13 protein-coding genes are annotated in these 19279 nt (G+C 59.5%); 6 read left to right on the top strand and 7 right to left on the bottom strand.

The genetic code is table 11. The annotated features are described in order from the left end of the window. The first annotated feature begins 112 nt into the window (after positions 1-112). The gene (gene trmFO, locus ASTEX_RS06170) at positions 113-1525 is read left to right on the top strand and encodes a methylenetetrahydrofolate--tRNA-(uracil(54)-C(5))-methyltransferase (FADH(2)-oxidizing) TrmFO (RefSeq protein WP_013478750.1); all 1413 of its coding nucleotides are present in this window, start codon (positions 113-115) and stop codon (positions 1523-1525) included. 23 nt (positions 1526-1548) lie between these two features. Then, on the top strand, positions 1549-2235 hold the full coding sequence (locus ASTEX_RS06165) for a DUF1353 domain-containing protein (protein WP_013478749.1): 687 nt from the start codon (positions 1549-1551) through the stop codon (positions 2233-2235). Between the two features lie 144 nt (positions 2236-2379). Here ASTEX_RS06165 and ASTEX_RS06160 read toward each other — a convergent pair whose 3' ends face one another. From ASTEX_RS06160 to ASTEX_RS06145, 4 genes are all read right to left on the bottom strand, one after another. Beyond that, a complete protein-coding gene (locus ASTEX_RS06160; RefSeq protein ID WP_013478748.1) occupies positions 2380-3078 on the bottom strand; it encodes a squalene/phytoene synthase family protein in 699 nt (232 codons plus the stop codon). 91 nt (positions 3079-3169) lie between these two features. Further along, entirely contained in the window at positions 3170-5761 is a 2592-nt protein-coding gene (secD, locus tag ASTEX_RS06155; protein WP_013478747.1) for a protein translocase subunit SecD, read from the bottom strand. Positions 5762-5872: 111 nt separating this feature from the next. Further along, the gene (gene yajC, locus ASTEX_RS06150; RefSeq protein WP_013478746.1) at positions 5873-6172 is read right to left on the bottom strand and encodes a preprotein translocase subunit YajC; all 300 of its coding nucleotides are present in this window, start codon (positions 6170-6172) and stop codon (positions 5873-5875) included. A gap of 141 nt (positions 6173-6313) precedes the next feature. Then, a complete protein-coding gene (locus ASTEX_RS06145) occupies positions 6314-7420 on the bottom strand; it encodes a peptidoglycan DD-metalloendopeptidase family protein (protein ID WP_013478745.1) in 1107 nt (368 codons plus the stop codon). A gap of 535 nt (positions 7421-7955) precedes the next feature. Between ASTEX_RS06145 and ASTEX_RS06140 the strand changes: the two genes are divergently transcribed. From ASTEX_RS06140 to ASTEX_RS06125, 4 genes are read left to right on the top strand one after another with little or no spacing between them, the layout of a single operon-like run. Then, a complete protein-coding gene (locus tag ASTEX_RS06140) occupies positions 7956-9086 on the top strand; it encodes an alginate export family protein (protein WP_245532481.1) in 1131 nt (376 codons plus the stop codon). 13 nt (positions 9087-9099) lie between these two features. Then, positions 9100-10350: a CmpA/NrtA family ABC transporter substrate-binding protein gene (locus tag ASTEX_RS06135; RefSeq protein ID WP_013478743.1), complete on the top strand. Its 1251-nt coding sequence runs from the start codon at positions 9100-9102 to the stop codon at positions 10348-10350. Between the two features lie 48 nt (positions 10351-10398). After that, positions 10399-11307, top strand: a complete 909-nt coding sequence (gene ntrB / locus ASTEX_RS06130; protein ID WP_013478742.1) for a nitrate ABC transporter permease — start codon at positions 10399-10401, stop codon at positions 11305-11307. Between the two features lie 12 nt (positions 11308-11319). Continuing rightward, the gene (locus tag ASTEX_RS06125) at positions 11320-12129 is read left to right on the top strand and encodes an ABC transporter ATP-binding protein (protein ID WP_013478741.1); all 810 of its coding nucleotides are present in this window, start codon (positions 11320-11322) and stop codon (positions 12127-12129) included. Positions 12130-12182: 53 nt separating this feature from the next. Here ASTEX_RS06125 and ASTEX_RS06120 read toward each other — a convergent pair whose 3' ends face one another. The 3 genes from ASTEX_RS06120 to ASTEX_RS06110 all read right to left on the bottom strand — a co-directional run bounded on the left by ASTEX_RS06120 (position 12183) and on the right by ASTEX_RS06110 (position 19181). Next, a complete protein-coding gene (locus ASTEX_RS06120) occupies positions 12183-13589 on the bottom strand; it encodes an amino acid permease (protein WP_041658560.1) in 1407 nt (468 codons plus the stop codon). Between the two features lie 124 nt (positions 13590-13713). Then, positions 13714-16056 carry a hypothetical protein gene (locus ASTEX_RS06115; protein ID WP_013478739.1) on the bottom strand — a complete coding sequence of 781 codons (2343 nt, stop codon included), beginning with the start codon at positions 16054-16056 and terminating at the stop codon, positions 13714-13716. A gap of 176 nt (positions 16057-16232) precedes the next feature. After that, positions 16233-19181: a TonB-dependent receptor domain-containing protein gene (locus tag ASTEX_RS06110; RefSeq protein WP_041659013.1), complete on the bottom strand. Its 2949-nt coding sequence runs from the start codon at positions 19179-19181 to the stop codon at positions 16233-16235. Between the last annotated feature and the right edge of the window lie 98 nt (positions 19182-19279).

The following is a 19279-nucleotide window of genomic DNA, read 5'->3' as shown; positions in this document are numbered from 1 at the left end:
TTAACCCTAAGCAGGGGACACTGTTAAACAAATCCTTTCCCTTTAAAAGGGCAAAGACAACCTCCCTTATGTTTTTCATCGAGACCGTGACATCGCCATACGATCTCATTATATGACCCGCATGACAGTCCAACCCGTACACATCATTGGCGGCGGCCTCGCCGGTTCCGAAGCCGCCTGGCAACTGGCTCAGGCCGGCATCCCCGTCATTATCCACGAAATGCGCGGCATCAAGCCGACCGACGCACACCAGACCGATGGCCTCGCCGAACTGGTTTGCTCCAACTCGTTCCGCTCCGACGACTGGGAATATAATGCGGTGGGCCTACTGCACGCCGAGATGCGCCGCGGCAACTCATTGATCATGGCCTGCGCCGATAAGCATCAGGTGCCCGCCGGCGGCGCGCTGGCTGTGGACCGCGAAGGCTTCTCTCAGGCCGTCACCGCCGCGCTGGCGGCGCATCCGCTGGTGACGCTCCTGCGCGAGGAGGTCACCTCACTGAAGGACAAGGACTGGAGTAACGTCATCTGCGCCACGGGTCCGCTGACCTCAGAATCCCTATCCGAAGTCATTCTGGAACTGACCGGCGAAGGCCATCTCAGCTTCTTTGACGCCATCGCACCCATTGTCCACGCCGAAAGCATCGACATGTCGATTGCCTGGCGGCAGTCGCGCTATGACAAGGAAGGCCCCGGCGGCGATGCGGCGGCCTATATCAACTGCCCCATGACAAAGGACCAGTACGAAGCCTTTGTCGATGCCTTGCTGATCGGTCCCAAGACCGATTTCAAGGAATGGGAGCACGTCCCCTATTTCGACGGCTGCCTGCCTATCGAGGTGATGGCCGAACGGGGGCGAGAAACCCTGCGTTATGGTCCGATGAAGCCCGTGGGCCTAACCGACCCGAACAATCCGACCGTCAAACCGTACGCGATTGTTCAACTTCGGCAGGATAACGCTTTAGGAACCCTGTATAATCTCGTCGGTTTCCAGACCAAGCTAAAACACGGCGCTCAGGCCGAGGTCTTCCGCATGATCCCCGGCCTACAGAACGCGCAGTTCGCGCGTCTGGGTGGGCTGCACCGCAACACCTTTATCCAGTCGCCCAAGGTGCTAGGGGCCGACCTGCGGCTGAAACGGTTGATCGGGGAACGGTCCCTACGCTTTGCCGGTCAGATCACAGGCGTCGAAGGTTATGTCGAAAGCGCCGCTATGGGCCTTCTGGCCGGACTCTTCGCTGCCGCCGAAGCCAAGGGCAAAACCCTGCCGCCACCGCCGCCAACTACGGCACTGGGCGCCCTTATCGGGCATATTACAGGCGGACATCTGGCCGACGAAAAGGCGTCTTTCCAACCTATGAATATCAACTATGGACTGCTGCCGCCGATGGAGGCCCCGAAGTTCGACGAAGACGGCAAGAAGATCCCGGTCAAGGATCGCACCCGCGCCAAGAAACGCCAGATGAGCGTTCGGGCCTTGCATGATATCGAGACGTGGTTAAAAACAGAGGCGGTTCCGGCCTGAGTGCCGTCTGACGTGTGTGTGTGATGAAAGCCCTCGCCCCTCTTCTTGCCCTGACCGTTATGGGCCTAAGCGCCTGCGCCACGACCGAGACCCCGCCGATCGTACCGGTTCCCGTTGTTGTGCCCTCTTCCCTTCAACCGCAGCCCGTCCTTTTGTTCGACGTGCAGAAGGAAGGCCGCAAACTCTATACGCTGAACGACGAATTTCCCTATTGCGACAGGCTGACGGGAAAGGTGGTGGTGGTCCCCAAATGGTTCCGCACCGATTTTGCATCGGTGCCTTGGTTCGGGCAGTTCGCCGTCAATACGGACGGACCGACCATCCGCGCCGCCATTGTCCACGACTGGCTCTACGCAATCGGGGAACCGGGTAAGCGTCAGGACGCCGACGACATCTTCTATCGTGCCATGCGCAAATGGGGCGTCAGTGAGATAGAGGCCCGCATCGCCTACAATGCGGTGCGCACGGGTGGAGAAAAAGGCTATGGGCTGGCGTCTGACTGGGTGTTCGTCAATCCGGCCTTCCCTTCGGCGCGCTTCCCGGCTCCGTTCATCAAGCCGAAGACCGGCGTGATCATGACCCTGCCGCAGTGCAAGGGATTCGAAGAGATGGTAGCCAAAGGCTGGAAGGCCTATCCAATATACCCGACACCCACAGTGCCAACTGTATCACAACCGCCTAAAAAGAAACCTATGTTCGGCATTGGGTAAGGTTTCAGTTTAAGCCACAGATAGACAGGGATATGGCCGCAGCGCGGCCATCACGCGGATAAAAAACTCATATTAAAAGACATTTCAGTACTGGACATCCGTGTAGCGGCCGCAGGCGGCTATCCGTATGCATCCGTGGTCAAATCAAATCCGGCCCGTCGCAAACGTCCATAGCAATTTCAGACGCACCGACAGGGCACCGCGCACGCGCCCGTGCCATAGGTCTGCAGCCACCGCCGCGGGTAAGACCAACGGTAACAAGATTGACGGCACGCGCTTTAGTCCCTGGCGCGCCTCACGGTACAGATGACGGCCCTCTTCCGCGCCCGCTTCCTCGGCGTTCAAACGCCCCACCACCTTCAGTGTCGCAAGAGTCTGAAAGCGGGCCGGGATGCGCAGGCACGCCGCATCGGCAGTCGCATCCAGCACCTTCGCCGCCTGTACCAATATGACAGCCTGTCCCTGATCAGCCACGCTCAACGCATCGCGCAGTGACAAGCGGCCATCCAGTTGCAAGCGGTGCGGGTCAATGGCGTCGATTAACGCCTTCATATCAAGGGCATGGCGCTCGGCTACACCCGCCAGCGCTGCGCTCAGCGGATGGTAGCGCACCTTGCGCCTATCGCGGATTTCCTCAAGTGCCTCACCCCACCACGTGTAGCGGATATCCCCCAGCAGCGGTTCGGAGACGCGGGCCGGGACATCGCGAAGCACCTCGGCAAAGGCCAGCAGCGCTAGCACGTCGGCCCGCTTTTGCGCATCCTCAATAAACTGTGCGGCCAGACGCACGACCTCATCGCGCGGTACGGTTTCGTCTTCGGGTAAGATCGGCGAGTCGGACATGCCCTGCCCTTACCCTGCCGCACACCAAAAGCAACAAAAAACCGCCCTGCCAAACGGACAGAGCGGTCATTTGTCAGGCTGGCAGAACCCCTTACGGCTGCGGGGCCTTCTTGCCCTTGAAGCCGCCCACATCAACAACCTCGGCTTCGGCCGCGTTACGGTTGACACCCCATAACAGGATAACTGGGGCCGCGACATAGATCGACGAATAGGTGCCGATGATGATACCAAAGATCAGCGCCACCGAGAACGAGAACAGCGCCTCACCGCCCAGAACCGCCAGACCGGTCAACGCCATAACGGCCGTCACCCCGGTGATAATGGTCCGCGACAGGGTTTCGTTGATCGACAGGTCGATCACGTCCTTGAGCGGCATCTTTTTATACTTACGAAGGTTTTCACGGATGCGGTCAAACACAACCACGGTATCGTTCATCGAATAGCCGATGATGGTCAGAATGGCCGCGACGGCCGTCAGGGTAAATTCCAGCCGGAAGATAGCAAACAGGCCGAAAGTCAGGATAACGTCGTGCATCAGGCCGACGACCGCCCCCATGCCGAACTGCCATTCAAAGCGGAACCAGATATAGACCATCATCAGGCCGATGGCGAAAACCAGCGCCAGAATACCTCCGGTGAAGAGCTCACCCGATACCTTCGGGCCGACCACAGTGGCCGGTTTGAAGCTGGCGTCAGGGAACTGCGCTTTAATTGAGGTCTGTACACGATCCAACGCCGCCTGCGCGTTGGTGGTCGGCGACTCGAAGCGGATCATGGCGTCCTGACCCGACTGCCCGGCGCCCTGAACCTGCACGTCATGCAGGTCCAGCGTATCGAGCGTGCTGCGAAGCTTAGCGAGATCAATAGTGGATTTCTGCGACATCTCAAGGATAGTGCCGCCCTTGAAATCGACGCCGCAGTTCAGACCGCCACACGGCGGCGTAGCCGGCCAGATGGTGAAGAACAGCGAAGCGGCGACAAGAACCATGGAAATGATACCGGCCAGCTTAGAGAAGCGCACAAAGCCAAAATTCGTCTTTTGCGGCAGGATCTTGATCAGCGGCCACACGCCCTTCCCGTCCGCTGCCTGAATCGGCAGGGTCTTGGGGCGACGGGCATTATACCACCAGGCCAGCAGCAGTTGCGTCACCATGACGGCCGAGAAGACCGAGGTAATAACGCCCAGCGACAGGGTCCAGGCGAAGCCACGCACCGGCCCCGCCCCGAAGAAGAACATGATCGCCGCCGCACCGAGCGAGGTGAGGTTGGCGTCGATAATCGTTTCCATGGCCTTGGAGAAGCCGGCGTCCAGCGCACCGATCACATTGCGGCCGGCGCGAATTTCGTCGCGCATCCGCTCATAGATCAGCACGTTGGCGTCAACGGCCACAGCGAGGGTCAGGATCAGACCGGCAATACCCGGCAGGGTCAGGGTCGCCTGCGTCACCGACATACCGGCGATAATCAGGATCAGGTTGACGATCAGGGCGGCGATAGAGATGCCGCCGAACAGCCAGCCATAGGCCAGCAGCATGAAGATCAACACTGAAATAAAGGCGATAATGGTCGAAAGCTGACCCTTGGCCACCGAGTCGGCGCCAAGTTCAGCCGACACCACGCGCTGTTCTTCAATATTCAGCGGCGCGGTCAACGCCCCGCCGTTGAGCACATTGACCAGTTCCGAGGCTTCCTGAACTGTAAAGTTACCCGTTATCTGACCCGAACCACCAGTGATGGCGCTGATGATGCGCGGCGCGGAAACGACTTTGCCGTCGAGGATGATGGCAAACGGACGGCCGATATTTTGCGACGTAGCCTCGCCAAACTTGCGCGCGCCCTCCCCGTCAAACCGGAAGCCAATGGCTGGACGATTGCTCTGATCGGTATCGACAAAGGCCTTTGTAAGGTTTTCACCCGAAACAATCACACGCTTCTTGACGACCATTGACGGCGGCAGGGTCGGGTCCGAGGTCGGCAGAAGCTCGGAACCCGGCGGCACACGACCGGCCGCCACATCTGCAGGCGACGCCGACTCGTCCACCATCTGGAAGGTCAGCTTGGCGGTGGTACCGATCACGCGCTTGAGCTGCTCTGGGTCGCTTTCACCGGGGGCCTGCACAACGATGCGGTTGGTGCCCTGACGGATGATGGTCGGTTCGCGCGTTCCCAGATTATCGACGCGGCGACGCACAGTTTCAATTGACGCGTCCACGGCACCGGACGAAGCGGCGGCCTTGCCTTCTTTAGTGTAGGTCAGATGAATGACCTGATCGGCTTCCTTGGTGATGGCCACATCCCGCGCCGAAGGATTATTTACCAGCGGATTGGACAGCGGCGTCAGGGCGGTCACGGCCGCATCGACACGCCCGGCTTCGTTGATGCGCACACTGACCACATCGCCCTGAGCAGTAAGACTGCCGAAGGCAATCCCGGCGCTGCGCAGGCGGTCACGCGTTTCTTCGGTCAGGTTCTTGATCTTGTCCCGCGCCAAAGCCTCCGTATCAACTTCGAGCAGAAGGTGCGAACCCCCTTGCAGGTCGAGACCGAGATTTAGGCCGTTCTTGGGCAGGAAAGCATACTGGTCAAGGACCGTTTTCGGCAGAAGGTTGGGCAGGGAAAACCATATCCCCAGCAGGGTGACGAGCGTCACCAGGGTGATTTTCCAGCGGGACAATTGCATCATGATCGTTACGACCCTTTAGTTCCCGCTGCGAAAAGTTTGCAGGAACGGGTTGAATAAAAACACAAAAAGCCTGTCTGACGGATCAGACAGGCCCAAATGGACTGAACCCGATTAAGCGGCCTTGTCATTGGCCGGGGCGGGCTCGCCCTTAGTGCGGACTTCGGCAATCATCGACTTGACGACTGGCACATTCACACCCGACGCGATTTCCACCATCACCTGGGTGTCTTCGACGCGGGTGATCTTGCCGATCATGCCGTTCGACAGGACGACAGTGTCGTTGCGCTTGACGGCATTGAGTTGCGCCTGATGTTCCTTCGCGCGCTTTTGCTGCGGGCGGATGATGAGGAAATACATTAGGACGAAGATCGCCACGAAGGGCAGAAGCTGAACAAGAGCGGCAGTATCCAAGACCGGGGTCTCCGTTTAGGCCCGCCAACGGCAGGCAGGGAATAGGGTTGGGCCATACATAGGCACACAGATTAAAAGGTCAATGTGCTTTTTACGGCTTCCTTACACGTGCAATGCTTTGGGCAGCCAATGGCATCCGCATCAGGGCAGAACCAGTGTCGGATCAAACGGCTTGGCGATTTCAGAGGACGGCGTATAGCGCACTTCGAAATGTAGTTGCGGCCGGTCCACCGCCCCCGATTTGCCCATGGTGCCGACGGCCTGCCCCTGAGCGACCTTTTGCCCGGACTTCACGCTGACCTTACCGAGGTGCGAATAGCCGGTGTAAAAGCCATCGGCGTGACGGATATAGACTGTATTGCCGAGTTCCTTCACCTGATCGCCGACATAGACCACCGTACCTTCATCGGCGGCCACAATATCCACCCCTTCCGGACCACCAATATTGATGCCGTCATTGCGCACGTTCGGTGCCAACTGACCGTAGCGGACCAGCACATTACCCTTGTACGGCCAGACAAAGCGTCCCTTGCCCAGTTTGACGATCCCGGCCGTATCGGACGGCAAGCTTTTGGCGACCTCAACCGGCTTGGCGGGCGCCGGCGTCGGCGCGGTGACAACAGGTTTTGCCACAGGTGCCGACACGACCGGCTTGGGTGCGGGCGGCATTACGGCAGGTCTCGGCGCATCGGCCTGCGCGACGACCGCCTTGACACGGTCAGGGGCCGGCCCGGAGGCATAGGTTTCCGTTCCCTTGTCCTTCGCCGTCTCCGGCAGCAAAATCTTCTGACCGATATGGGTCACCGAGTCAGACGCCAGACCGTTCATTTTGTACAGGGTCTGTACCGGCACGCCAAAACGCCGCGACACGCCAAACAACGTATCCTTAGGCTGAAGCGTGTAGACAAACCCCGCCCGGCTGTCGTGGACCGGCAGGGTCGCTACGGGCTTGGGAGCAGTCGGCCCGGGCTTAGTTGCTACGGTGTTGGCCGGCGGCGGCGGCGGAGGGGGGGGCGGCAACTCCGTGGTCGTGATCCCGCCCTTGGAGCCTAACGGCTGGATCCCCGTCGGCTCCTCGGCCGGTGCCTGTGACGGCTCAACCGGTGCGGGCCGCGGCCCCTCGGCGACCGGCCTATTCTCCATATAAATAGGATATTTCGGCGCCTGAGGCATCACCGTACAAGCCGAAAGGGCCGCAGCCAGCACCACCGGCAGGACAAAAACGGAAATTCGCTTGAAGGTGCGCATGAGGGTCTCCGGAGCGTCAGTAGTCTCGCGCCTTTATGACCGAACTATGGATAATGAAAGATTACCGCAGCGCACATCTGTTGAGGATTTGCAAAGGAAGCGCGCCTCACGGGCACAGTCGGCGTGGCGCGGTCGGGGCCTCGCCACATAGTCGCATGATGCGGCCTCGGGGTTTGTGACCAAAATACCTCACAACCCGCCCGCCTTTAAAAACTTTACGCAGATGCGAAAAAAGAGATTGACGCCCAGTGAATGTTGTATGACGCTGACGACGTTATCCAAAGGCGGATAACACACGGCGGCGCCACAGAGGGCTTCGCCTATAACCGGACAACGACGTCTCAGACCATTACCGCATCGGGGGAACCTGCGGTTTAGTCTGGGGCGTTTTTTTTTGCTCTTTTCAGGGGATATGACCGTGGCCCATCTAAAGCTGCGTCGGAAAAGCGCGCCCTTAATTTTGTGCGGCGCAACATTTTTAAGCGGGCTCTGTGCCCCGGCTTTCGCTCAGGAGACGTTTGGTGAGGCGCTGGCCATGGGTAAGCCTCTGCTGGAAAGCCGTCTGCGCTACGAGGGCGTGGATCAGGCGGGGCTGAAAAAGGGGGCGGCGCTCACTCTGCGCAATCGCATTGGCTTTCAGTCGGCAGACTGGAAGAACCTGAAATTTCTCGTGGAATTCGATGATGTCCGCGCTCTCGACGACGACTACAACTCAACCACCAACGGCAAGACCCAATATCCCGCCGTCAACGACCCGACAGTGACCGAACTGAACCGTGCGCAGGTGGTGTGGACGCCCTCAAGTTTCACCACCGTCACCGCCGGTCGTCAGCGCCTCATCCTCGACGATGCGCGCTTCATCGGCAATATCGGCTGGCGTCAGGACGAACAGACCTTCGATGCTCTGCGCGTCGATACCACGGTGGGCAAGCTGGCCGTTACCTACGCCTATGTGTTTCAGGTCAACCGTGTTCTGGGGGAAACCGCCGACTGGGATTCTGACAGCCATTTATTGAATGTCACGCTACCGATCACTGAAGCCTTAAAGCTTCAGGTCTTTGATTACGCGCTCGATTTCGAGAATGCCAAGGCGAACTCGACCAATACCATCGGCCTCAAGGCGTCCGGTTCGGCGTGGGTATCATCCTTCAAGCTGGCCTATTCCGGCTATTACGCCAAACAAACCGACTATGGCTATAACCCGGCCGATTTCGAGCTGTCCGCCGCCAATATCGACGGGGCAGCGACCTGGGACATGTACACCTTCAAGGTGGGTTACGAGACCTTTGAAGGCGATGGCACGCGCGGCTTTATTACGCCTCTGGCCACGGCGCACGCCTTCAATGGCTGGTCCGATGCGCTGGCCTTCAATGGCAACAAGACCATGGCCAACGGGTTTAAAAACCTTAGCTACACCCTGACAGTAGCAGGCTACACCCACCCGTCCTTCCCGCTGATCAAAAACCCGACCCTGACGCTCGCCTACCACGACTTTGAGACAGATCGCCTCAGCCAGTCAATCGGCACGGAGTTCGACGCGCAGTTTGCCTCTGGCCTGACGAAGAACCTGTCGCTGCTGCTGAAATATGCCGACTTTGAGCGCGCCAACACCCTGATGCCCGCCTCGCGCACCAAAGTGTGGGTCGGCTTCGAATATAAACTTTAAGGGACTGTCTGATATGACCACCTTTTCCCGCCGTCAGGCCCTGATCGGGGCCGCCGCCACCGTCGCCGCTGCCAAAGGGCTTTTTCCCTCCGGTGCCTATGCGGCCGGTCAGGGGCCTGAGGTTTCCGGTGCCAAGTTGGGCTTCATTGCCCTGACCGATGCCTCCCCCCTCATCATCGCCAAGGAAAAAGGCCTGTTTGCCAAATACGGCCTGCCCAATGTCGAGGTCCTGAAACAGGCTTCGTGGGGCGCTACGCGCGACAATATCGTGCTGGGCTCACAAGGCGGCGGCATCGACGGAGCACACATCCTCAGCCCCATGCCGTATCAATTCACCCTTGGCGTCGGAGCGCGCAAGACGCCGATGTATATTCTGTCGCGGCTCAATACCAATGGTCAGGGTATCAGCGTCGGCAATGATCTGAAAAACGTGCAGGTCGGCCTCAATGCCGCCGGCGCCAAGGCCAAGTTTGCCCAGATGAAGGCCGCCGGCAATCTGGCCAAGGTGGCCATGACCTATCGCGGCGGCACGCATGATCTGTGGGTGCGCTACTGGCTGGCGGCTGCCGGGATCAATCCGGATACGGATGTCTCCACCATCGTCATCCCGCCGCCGCAAATGGTGGCCAACATGAAAGCCGGGACGCAAGACGTCTTCTGCGTCGGTGAGCCGTGGAACGGTCAGTTGGTGAACCAGAAAATCGGCTATACTGCCACCACCAGCTCAGAAATCTGGATGAACCATCCGGAAAAGGCGTTGGGGATGCGCGCCGACTGGGTCGATAAGTACCCGAATGCGGCCAAGGCCCTGATCGCGGCGGTCATGGAAGCCCAGCAATGGTGCGACAAGAATCGCCCCGCCATGTGCGCCATCACCGCTGGGCGTCAGTATATCAACGTGCCGATCAACGACATCCTACCGCGCCTCCAGGGTAAAATTAATTACGGCGATGGCCGCAACGTCTCCGGCTCAGCCCATTTGATGAAGTTCTGGGCCGACAATGCCGGCTTCCCGTTCAAGTCGCACGACACCTGGTTCGTCACCGAAAACAAGCGTTGGGGCATTATCGACAACGACGTGGATACCAAGGCTCTGGTCAACAAGGTCAACCGCTCCGACCTGTGGCGCGAAGTCGCCAAACAGTATGGCATCCCGGCCCCGGCGGACTCCCGCGGCGTCGAGCGCTTCTTCGATGGCAAGACCTTCGACTGGACCAACCCGAATGCCTACCTCGCCAGCCAGCCCGTCAAGAAGCTGGCCTAACGCCCCCCCCCCCTCTCCCCTTCGGGGGAGAGGGATATTGAGGTTTCCATGCCCTTCGAAGTTCACAAAATGACCGCCCCTCAGCCTAACACGCCCGCCGACCCTGTCGCCGATCACAACCAGATCCTTCTGGCGGCGGCTCAGGCCAAACAGATAGCGGCTTCCAAACGGCGCAAGCTGGCCGACAAGGCCGGTAACTACCTGATGCCTTTGCTCACGGTGAGTGCCTTGCTTCTGATGTGGGAAGCGCTGGGTACCGCCTTTCCGGGGGGCCTGCCCTCGCCCTCCATGGTCTTGATGGAAGCGCAGGAACTGATCTTTGATCCCTTCTATGACCGAGGAGGCGTGGACAAGGGCCTGTTCTGGCATGTCCTGACCTCTCTGTCGCGCGTCGGTATCGGCTTTGGGCTGGCCGCCGTGTGCGGCGTCCTGCTGGGGGCTTTCCTCGGTACGGTTGATTGGGCGCGCAAAGGGACAGACCCGATCATTCAGGTCCTGCGCACTGTGCCGCCGCTGGCCTGGCTGCCCATCTCACTGGCCGCCTTGCGCGAAGCCCAGCCCTCGGCCCTATTCGTGATTTTTATCACCTCCATCTGGCCCATTGTGATCAACACCATGGTCGGCGTGCGCAATATCCCGCAGGATTATGTCAATGTCGCCAGAGTGTTACGTCTGACGCCCGGTGAATACTTCTTCAAGATCATGCTACCCGCCGCCACGCCGCACATCTTTACAGGCCTGCGCATCGGGGTCGGCATGAGCTGGCTGGCGATTGTGGCGTCCGAAATGCTGCTAGGTGGCGTCGGCATCGGCTTCTTTATCTGGGATCAGTACAACTCTTCGCGAATGTCCGACATCATCGTCGCCCTCGTCTGGGTCGGTCTGGTCGGCTTTGTGCTCGACCGGCTCGTGGCCCTTGTAGGTCAGTACGTCTCACGCGGGACCACTGCGGATTAAAAAGGAACTCTCATGTCCAAACCGCTTCTTTCTCTTGAAAACATCTATGTCGATTTCGAGCGCGACGGCGTCATTTCTCAGGTGCTCGACAATGTCTCTCTGAGCGTCCACAAGGGCGAATTCCTGTCGATCATCGGCCATTCCGGTTGCGGCAAATCCACGCTACTGAATGTGGTCGCGGGCCTTGTGCCGGTGACGCTGGGGGCTGCCTTGCTCGACAATAAAGAGATCAAAGGCCCCGGCCCCGAACGCGCCGTGGTGTTCCAGAACCATTCGCTTCTGCCGTGGATGACCGTTTATGAGAACGTGCGTCTGGCCGTCGCCAAGCTCTATGGCGCCAAGGAAAACCTAAAACAGCTCCACGACCGCACCCTGCACAATCTGGAACTGGTCAAGATGACTCATGCCAAGGATAAACGCCCTGGCGAAATCTCAGGCGGCATGAAACAACGCGTCGGAATTGCCCGCGCCTTGGCGATGGAGCCCAAGGTGCTACTTCTGGATGAGCCCTTTGGCGCGCTCGATGCCCTCACCCGTGCCCATCTTCAGGACACCGTGATGGAACTGCACGAACGCATCCGCTCGACCGTGCTGATGATCACGCACGATGTCGATGAGGCGGTGCTGCTGGCAGATCGCGTGGTCATGATGACCAATGGCCCCAAGGCCCGCATTGGGCAGATCGTGGACGTAAAGACTCCGCGCCCGCGCGACCGTAGGGTCGTGATGCAGGATATGCAGTTCGTCGAATGCCGCCGTCGCATCGTCAGCTTCCTCGAAGCCCACGATCACGCGCCTGTTCCGCTGACCGAACCGGCTTGAAAAGAAGTTCAGGGCGGGGTTTTCCCCGCCCTCTTGGTTCATCTCAACAGGATTTAACCCTCTCTTTTCAGGCGGCTATGCCACTTACCGTAAGAGAAATAGACGACCAGACCAATCGCCATCCAGATAAGGGTAAAGAGCTGGCTCTGAATCGGCAGGCTGTAGAAGATGAAGGCGCAGCCTAAGATTGCCGCAATCCCGACCAGCAGATAGGCTGGCGTCTTGAAAGTGCGCGGCAGGTTCGGGAAGCGGCGACGCAGGATGATCATCGACAGGGCCACGGCGATAAAGGCGATCAGCGTCCCGGCGTTCGACAGGGCAGCGATCTCTTTCAGCGGCACAAAACCGGCGAAGATGGCCACGAAGATACCGGTGATCAGGGTGATGAGCGCCGGCGAGCCTTTCTTATTGACCTTGGCCACCGCCTGCGGCAGCAGGCCGTCGCGCGCCATGACGAAGAAGATGCGGCTCTGACCATACATCATGACCAGAATGACCGATGGCAGGGCGACGATGGCGGCCAGACCGACGAGGCCGGCCACCATCGGATAGCCGATTTCACGCAGGATGTGCGGCAGCGGTTCGGCGCTGTTGGCGATTTCCTGAAACGGCGCGACACCGACGGCCACACCGGCGACCAGCATGTAGATCAGGGTCGAAACGGCCATGGAGCCCAGAATGCCGATGGTCAGGTCGCGGCCCGGCTTCTTGGCCTCCTCCGCAGAGGTCGAAACCGCATCAAAGCCGAAAAACGCGAAAAAGACGATGGCGGCCGCCGCCATGATGCCGACTTTTTCGCCGCCGATCTGCTGACCGATAAAACCATACGGGGCGAACGGATCGTAATTCCCGGCCTGAATGGCTGGCAGGCCCAGGACAATAAAGGCCCCCAGCGCCACGATCTTGATGATGACCAAAAGGATGTTCAGCGTGGCGCTTTCGCGCGCACCGATCATCAAAAGACCCATCACTGCCAGCGATACCAGTACTGCCGGCAAGTTGACGAGGCCGCCCGCGTGCGGCGCATTGAGCAGGAAGGCCGGTAATTGCAGGCCCATCCCCTCATTCAGCCAGCCCACAAGGTGTGCCGACCAGCCGACCGCCACGCTGGAGCAGGCCAGAGAATATTCGAGGATCAGCGCCCAGCCGACGACCCAACCCGCCACCTCACCGATCGCCGAATAGGTGTAAGTGTAGGCCGAGCCCGCGGCGGGGATCAGGGTAGACATTTCGGTGTAGCACAAGGCCGCGCATGCGCAGACCAGACCGCACAGGGCAAAGGAGACGAGTACGCCGGGCCCAGCGAGCCCCGCCCCCACGCCGGTCAGCGTGTAGATGCCCGTGCCGATAATGCCGCCTATGCCCAGCGCCATCAGGTGCGGCCAGCTCAGCGTCTTGGCCAGCGCCTTGCCGTCTTCTTCCGCCCGATGCAGCGGTTTTAGCGGTCCAAACAATCCCATGAAAAGTCCCTTAAACAAGACGCCGCGGCGTCGATCCCCGTTTCGTATACGATTTGTGTCGCTTTTACTGCGACTGTCAACCGTCCAGTTGACCATCACAGCACACTCGTATCAAACGCAACCTTTATCCCTTGCGCAAGCGGGCTTGAATGCGCAATGGCCCGCCCTGTGGCCGGATCACTACATCTTCACCCTCGACCACCGCTTTTTTACCGTTGACCGTGACCGCAGCCAATCGCATGTTTTTTGGCACCCGCAGGCGCAAACGCAAATCTGAGGGCCAGGTCTCGCCGCTCAGGCGGACGTCGCCCGTAAGGGTGAGCCCCTGTCTTTGCAGGTGCAAATCGACCGGCCCCCACCGCGTCGGCGCGCCGGTGATGGTGATAGGCTGTTCGGACGCAAACCATTGGCGCGGCACGGCACGCCCCAGCCACAAGGTGTCTTCGTCCGAGGCTTCAAACACCAGCGCCCAGCGCACCAGCTTAGGTATCGTCAGTTGCGCCGGGATGCAGAAGAGTGGCAGGCCGCCGGTGATCCCCGTAACCTCCCCCGCGACCCAGGTGCCGGGAGTATGCGAATGGTAGCGATGAGAGTGCAGGAACAGCAGGTATTCCTCAATACGGTCTGAACGCAGCAATTGCTGGGCATATCCGTAGGAGATAAAGCCCAACTGGTCGCGGCTGTCGTCGCTGGGCGGGCCGAAATTGGCCAGAACGCCAATGGCCGTGCCCCCATGCCCGCGCACGGCATTTATCACGGTCTGGGCCAGATCGTCGGGCAGGACGTCGGCGTGCAGTAATTCGGCATAGGCGCGGTGCGCCCACCCCTGTTCATTTCCGCTCTTGGTGCGTGCGGATTCGACCATAGCCTGACGATGGGTCAGTGTGGCCCCCGCTAGGATTGCCACATAGGGCGGCGTCAGGTCGTGGCGGATATGGGCGCGCAGGGTCTTGATCAGTTGCGCCTGAAGCGTATCGGCGCGACTTTTCCAGTCGGCGGCCTGCCCGGCTTTATCCGGCGTGATAACAGCCCAGACGGCGGCTATATCGCGCCAGCCACGCACGGCGAAGGCCGAATTGTTCCAGTAGGGTTTCCACCACACCGAGGGGTCCAGATGCAGGCAGGCATCCGACTCGCTCCAGCCGTCGAGCAGGCCGAACCCGGCGTCCCCGGCGGGCTTTCTCAGCGCCACATCGTGCAGTTCGGTGAGGATGGCCGCCGTGTTTTCGATCTTGCCGGCAAAGCGTTTCAGCGTCGCTGTATCGCCCGTATAGCGCAAATATCGCGCCAGCAGGCTAAGCGTCAGGCCAAACTGCGCCACTTCCGGCCCGCGCATGTTGATCTGTCCGTCGTCGAAGACGAAATTCTCAAAATAGTTGATCAGGACAGCCTTAGCCTGATCAAAGCGCCCCCACTCCAGATTAGCGTAGACCGATGAGGTGAAGGTGTCCTGAAACCCGTCATATTCCGAACCGAAATAGTCGCGATCAATCACGCCATATTTGGGATAGACGCCTTGTGGGCGCACCATCAGTTCCTTGGCAAAAGCGTGGCTGACCATGTCCGACAGAGCGGCATCGGGAATGTTGAGCTTCGCCTGATCCTTGAGCCGCGCCTGCCAGTCACCGGCAAAGGTCAGAAGCCCCTCATAAAAGGCCTCGGCAGTCGGTTCGACGCGGCGCGGCGGGAACGGGGCGTAGGAATAGCCAAAGGCCGTCTTGACCGGCTTGCCATGATCGTACTGGATGGTGCGGTGCCAAGTCTGCACCACCAGCTTATCCGTCGCCGTTACGTCGGCAAAGACCAGTAGGTCATAGTGCCGCGTCGGTGAAGTTTCGATGATTTTGTGAACCGCAGGCAGCCAGCCGCCCAGCAGTCCCTCCCAGCGGCGTTTGACATTGTCGTCGCCGCTCAGTTCAGGAAACACATGTTCGGGGCGAAAGGTGCGCGTACGTCCGTTGGGAAAGACGGGCATGGTATCGCCCTGTTGCGTAGTGCCGACAAAGGTCGTCCACGGCATCCGCCACCACAGCGACTCACGGGTGAAATTCCAGCCGGCGGGCGGGGCCGCGCGGCGCACCTCATCGGGGTCCGGGTCATCGCCGTGCGCCAGCAACTTGTCGGCCAGCAGGTCGGCATCGGCCTGACAGATGTCTTTGAGCGCCAGCCCCAGATAGGCGGGCGTGATGTCGTCGAACACCGCTTCAGGGCGCTTTGACAGAGAAAACGCCCCCTTGTCCGAGGTGAAGACGATAGCGCCTTCGCGGCGTGTTTGATCCTCATCGACAGTCCATGACATACCGTGCGCGTTAAACTGCGCCAGTTGGGTCAGGCGATGGGTCTTTACCGAGAACGTGCTCTCGAGTCGGGGTAGAGCCGGCGCAGCAGAGGCCGCTGCGGCCCCCAGACCTACCGTTCCCGCGAGCGATCCCCGTAGAAGGGCACGACGATGAAATCCTTGAGGCATGAGCTGGCTCACTGACAAAAAAATGGCGGCAAACCGTCACGCAATCGGGTTTGCCGCCCAGGGGGGATAGTCACGGCGGCAGGGAGGAGAACCGCCGGAAAGCGCAGACTGAAAAAGCGCTTACAGGGTAATTAGCCTTGCCGGGGCCACGTAACCGCAGCCCCGGACAATGGTCATCAGAACTTCGCGGAGATGCCGACGAAGAGCATACGGCCCAGCGGGTCATAGGTGCTGGGGAAGGTGTTACCGTTGCCGTTCTCAAACAGCAGGCCGTTCATGATGGCCGGCGGGTCCTTGTCGAACAGGTTGTTGATGCCGGCGCGCAGCACCAAGCCTCGCGGCAGGTCCTTGGTCACGGCCAGATCGAAGTAATCATAATTGCCGATGCGGGCGTTGATCGTCGATTTGGTGCCGGTCAGGTACTGGTCATCCGTATTGGTGGCGAGATCCGTGCCCCCAAAGTGACGCCAGTTGAGCGAGACGCTGGTCGGGACATAGAAGCGATCCGCCCCAGGCACAGTCCAGGTCGCACGCAGATTATGACGCCACTTCGGAGACGGCTGCCCGCAGGTGCCGCCGTACAGCCCCTTACAGTCATAAGCCCCCAGACCCGGCAGCACTTCGGTTTCCAGCGAGTCGAGCAGGGTACCGACAAAGCCAAAGTTCACGTCGCCATAGCCGGTCGCCAGCCGATAGCTGGCCGTGAAGTCGATGCCCTTGGTTTCCAGATAGCCGGTGTTGACATTGGTCGAGGTGATGTAGCCACCCTTGGTGTCCGAACCATAGAGGGCGCCGTTGTTCGGATTACGGTGAATCAAACCGCAGTAGAAGGCGTCACCCGTGGCTATACACTGCGACAGGGCGGTTTGGGCCGGAACCGAGCCGATATACCCTTCAATACGGATCTTGTAGTAATCAACGCTCATAGTGAAGCCGGGCACGAAGCGGGGTGTCAGCACGACACCAAAGGTGGTCGTCTTCGCCTCTTCCGGGTTAAGGTTCGGGTTGCCGCCCCCTAGCGCCGTCCCCACATCCGCGGGCGTATCCGGTATCTTCGCGATATCATACTTTGTCGCATCGACACCCGTGCGGGCACATTGCGCCGCCGTCGGTGCCCCGGCCTTGACAATTTCCGAACGCGAACATGGGTCAATCAGCGACACATTGCCGACGCCTTGCGCCGCGAACAGCTCGGTGATGCTGGCGGCGCGTATGGCCTTGTTATAGCTTGCGCGCAACAGCACATCCGTCGTCGGGGCATAACGTACTTCGAACTTCGACGTTTCGGTCTTCTTCTCCGAACCACTGGAGGTGGAGGACGAAACGTTGTAGGTCGATTTGCGGTAACCCAGCGCCAGGTTCAACGAGTGGATGAGTGGCTTGTCGGCCACCACCGGCACGTCGAATTCCGTGAACCACTCGTCCACCGACACCTCGCCGTCCGAATTGGACGAATATGAAAGCTGGGATTCGTCCAGCTTCACATCCAGCGTTTCCGTACGATGCTCAAGACCAGCGACAACCGCAATACCCTCATTGGCCCAGGGCGATTTCACCCCATACTGACCCAGATCACCACTTACATAGGCATTATAGACGTCGATGGTCTGTTCGTTGCGCGTAAAGGTAGGCGCATAGATAAAGGCGTAGCCTTCGGCCGACGGTCCCTTCGCGCTGAAAACGTCGATGGGCTTACAGTTGTTGGAGGTGTCCTTACAGACAACCTGACCATTCACCATAACCGCCTGTAGCGCCTGCGCCGCCTTATCCTGATTGATGTCGTTCTGATAGTTGAACTGCCCAATGGTGATGGCGTGCATGTAGTTTGCATCATATCGCCAGCCGGAGACGATTTCCCCTTTCAAGCCCGCCGTGAAGCGATAGTTGGTGTGACGCATATCGTTTCGGCGTGGCTCACCTGTCGCCGCGCGCAAGGACACCCAGGACGTTGCGTTCGCGGTCGAGGTGGTAGAGCCGCAAAGGATGGTCTTCTGCTGATCGCTAAGGAAGGGGTTATCACAGTTGATTGTGAAGTCACGGCCTGACCAAATGGCCGAGGGGGCGACCTGACTGACCGAATGATCATCCATGAACATGAAGCTGCCATAGGCTTCCGCATGATCATTGAACGTATAGTTGAGGAAACCGCCCGCCTGATAGCGTTCAGCGTTACGTAGAATATAATTGTCGGGCGCGTAGTTATAGGCAAACGATGAATCGTTCGTCACCCAGGTTTTGCTACCGTCTTTGCTGTTGGCGAAGGCGTCGCCGGCATTGGGACCGGTCTGCGGCAGGAACCAGCCATAGGCGTGGTTGCCCGAACCTCCACAGGCGAAAGCTGATCCCTTGCCATCGGCAAAGTTTAGTGCGCAGTTGGAATAGTCGCGTGCATCCTGACGCACAGCTTCCATTTTGCGGTAGCCGAAATAACCAAGGATATTGCCCTTGCCTTCGTTGATGCGCCCACCGGCGGCAACATTGAAGTCGTACTTCTCCCCATCCCACACGTCCTTGTCCGCCAGCTTGAAGCCTTTGGCCGCCTGAATGCCACGCAAATAATCGTTATCGTTCTTGTGGTTGTAGATGCTGTACTGGGCATCGACGATAACGCCGTCCAGACGCTTCTTCATGATGAAGTTGACGACGCCGGACATGGCGTCCGAACCATAGACTGAAGAGGCCCCGCCCGTCAGCACGTCGGTGCGTTCGACCAGAACCGACGGTACGAAGTTGAGATCGACGCCCAAAGACGGTAGGAAGCGCTGTCCGTCAATCAGGACGAGCGCGCGATTGCCACCCAGGCTGCGCAGGTTGACGCCCGCTGTGCCGTCAGAGCCGTTCGACTGGTTTTCGTTGGCCGCCGCCTCGATCTGCGGCAGCTTGGCGAGGTAGCTGTCCACGCCCGTCGCGCCTTGAAGCTTCACTTCAGCCGCATCGACCGTGGTGATCGGCGACGCGCTCTTGAGGTTCGGGCGGCGGATACGGGTACCGGTGACCACCACTTCTTCAACCGCCTGACCGGCACCGTCTTCCTGAGCCATGGCGGGTGCGGCCATCCAGCCGGTGAAGATGGCGGAGGCCGCCACGCTGCTCATGACCAATGATCGCGTCGTAAACTTTCTCATCTCAATCCCCTTGAACGACCGCAGACGCCAAAAAACCGACGTCATGCGGAAACAATTCTGACACATTAAAGCCTAAACACCGTTCCGGAGGATCGTCA

The sequence above is a fragment of the Asticcacaulis excentricus CB 48 genome (assembly GCF_000175215.2).
GTDB lineage: Bacteria > Pseudomonadota > Alphaproteobacteria > Caulobacterales > Caulobacteraceae > Asticcacaulis > Asticcacaulis excentricus.
Note: the sequence above shows the minus strand (reverse complement) of the source record. Positions and strands in the feature narration are given on the sequence as shown.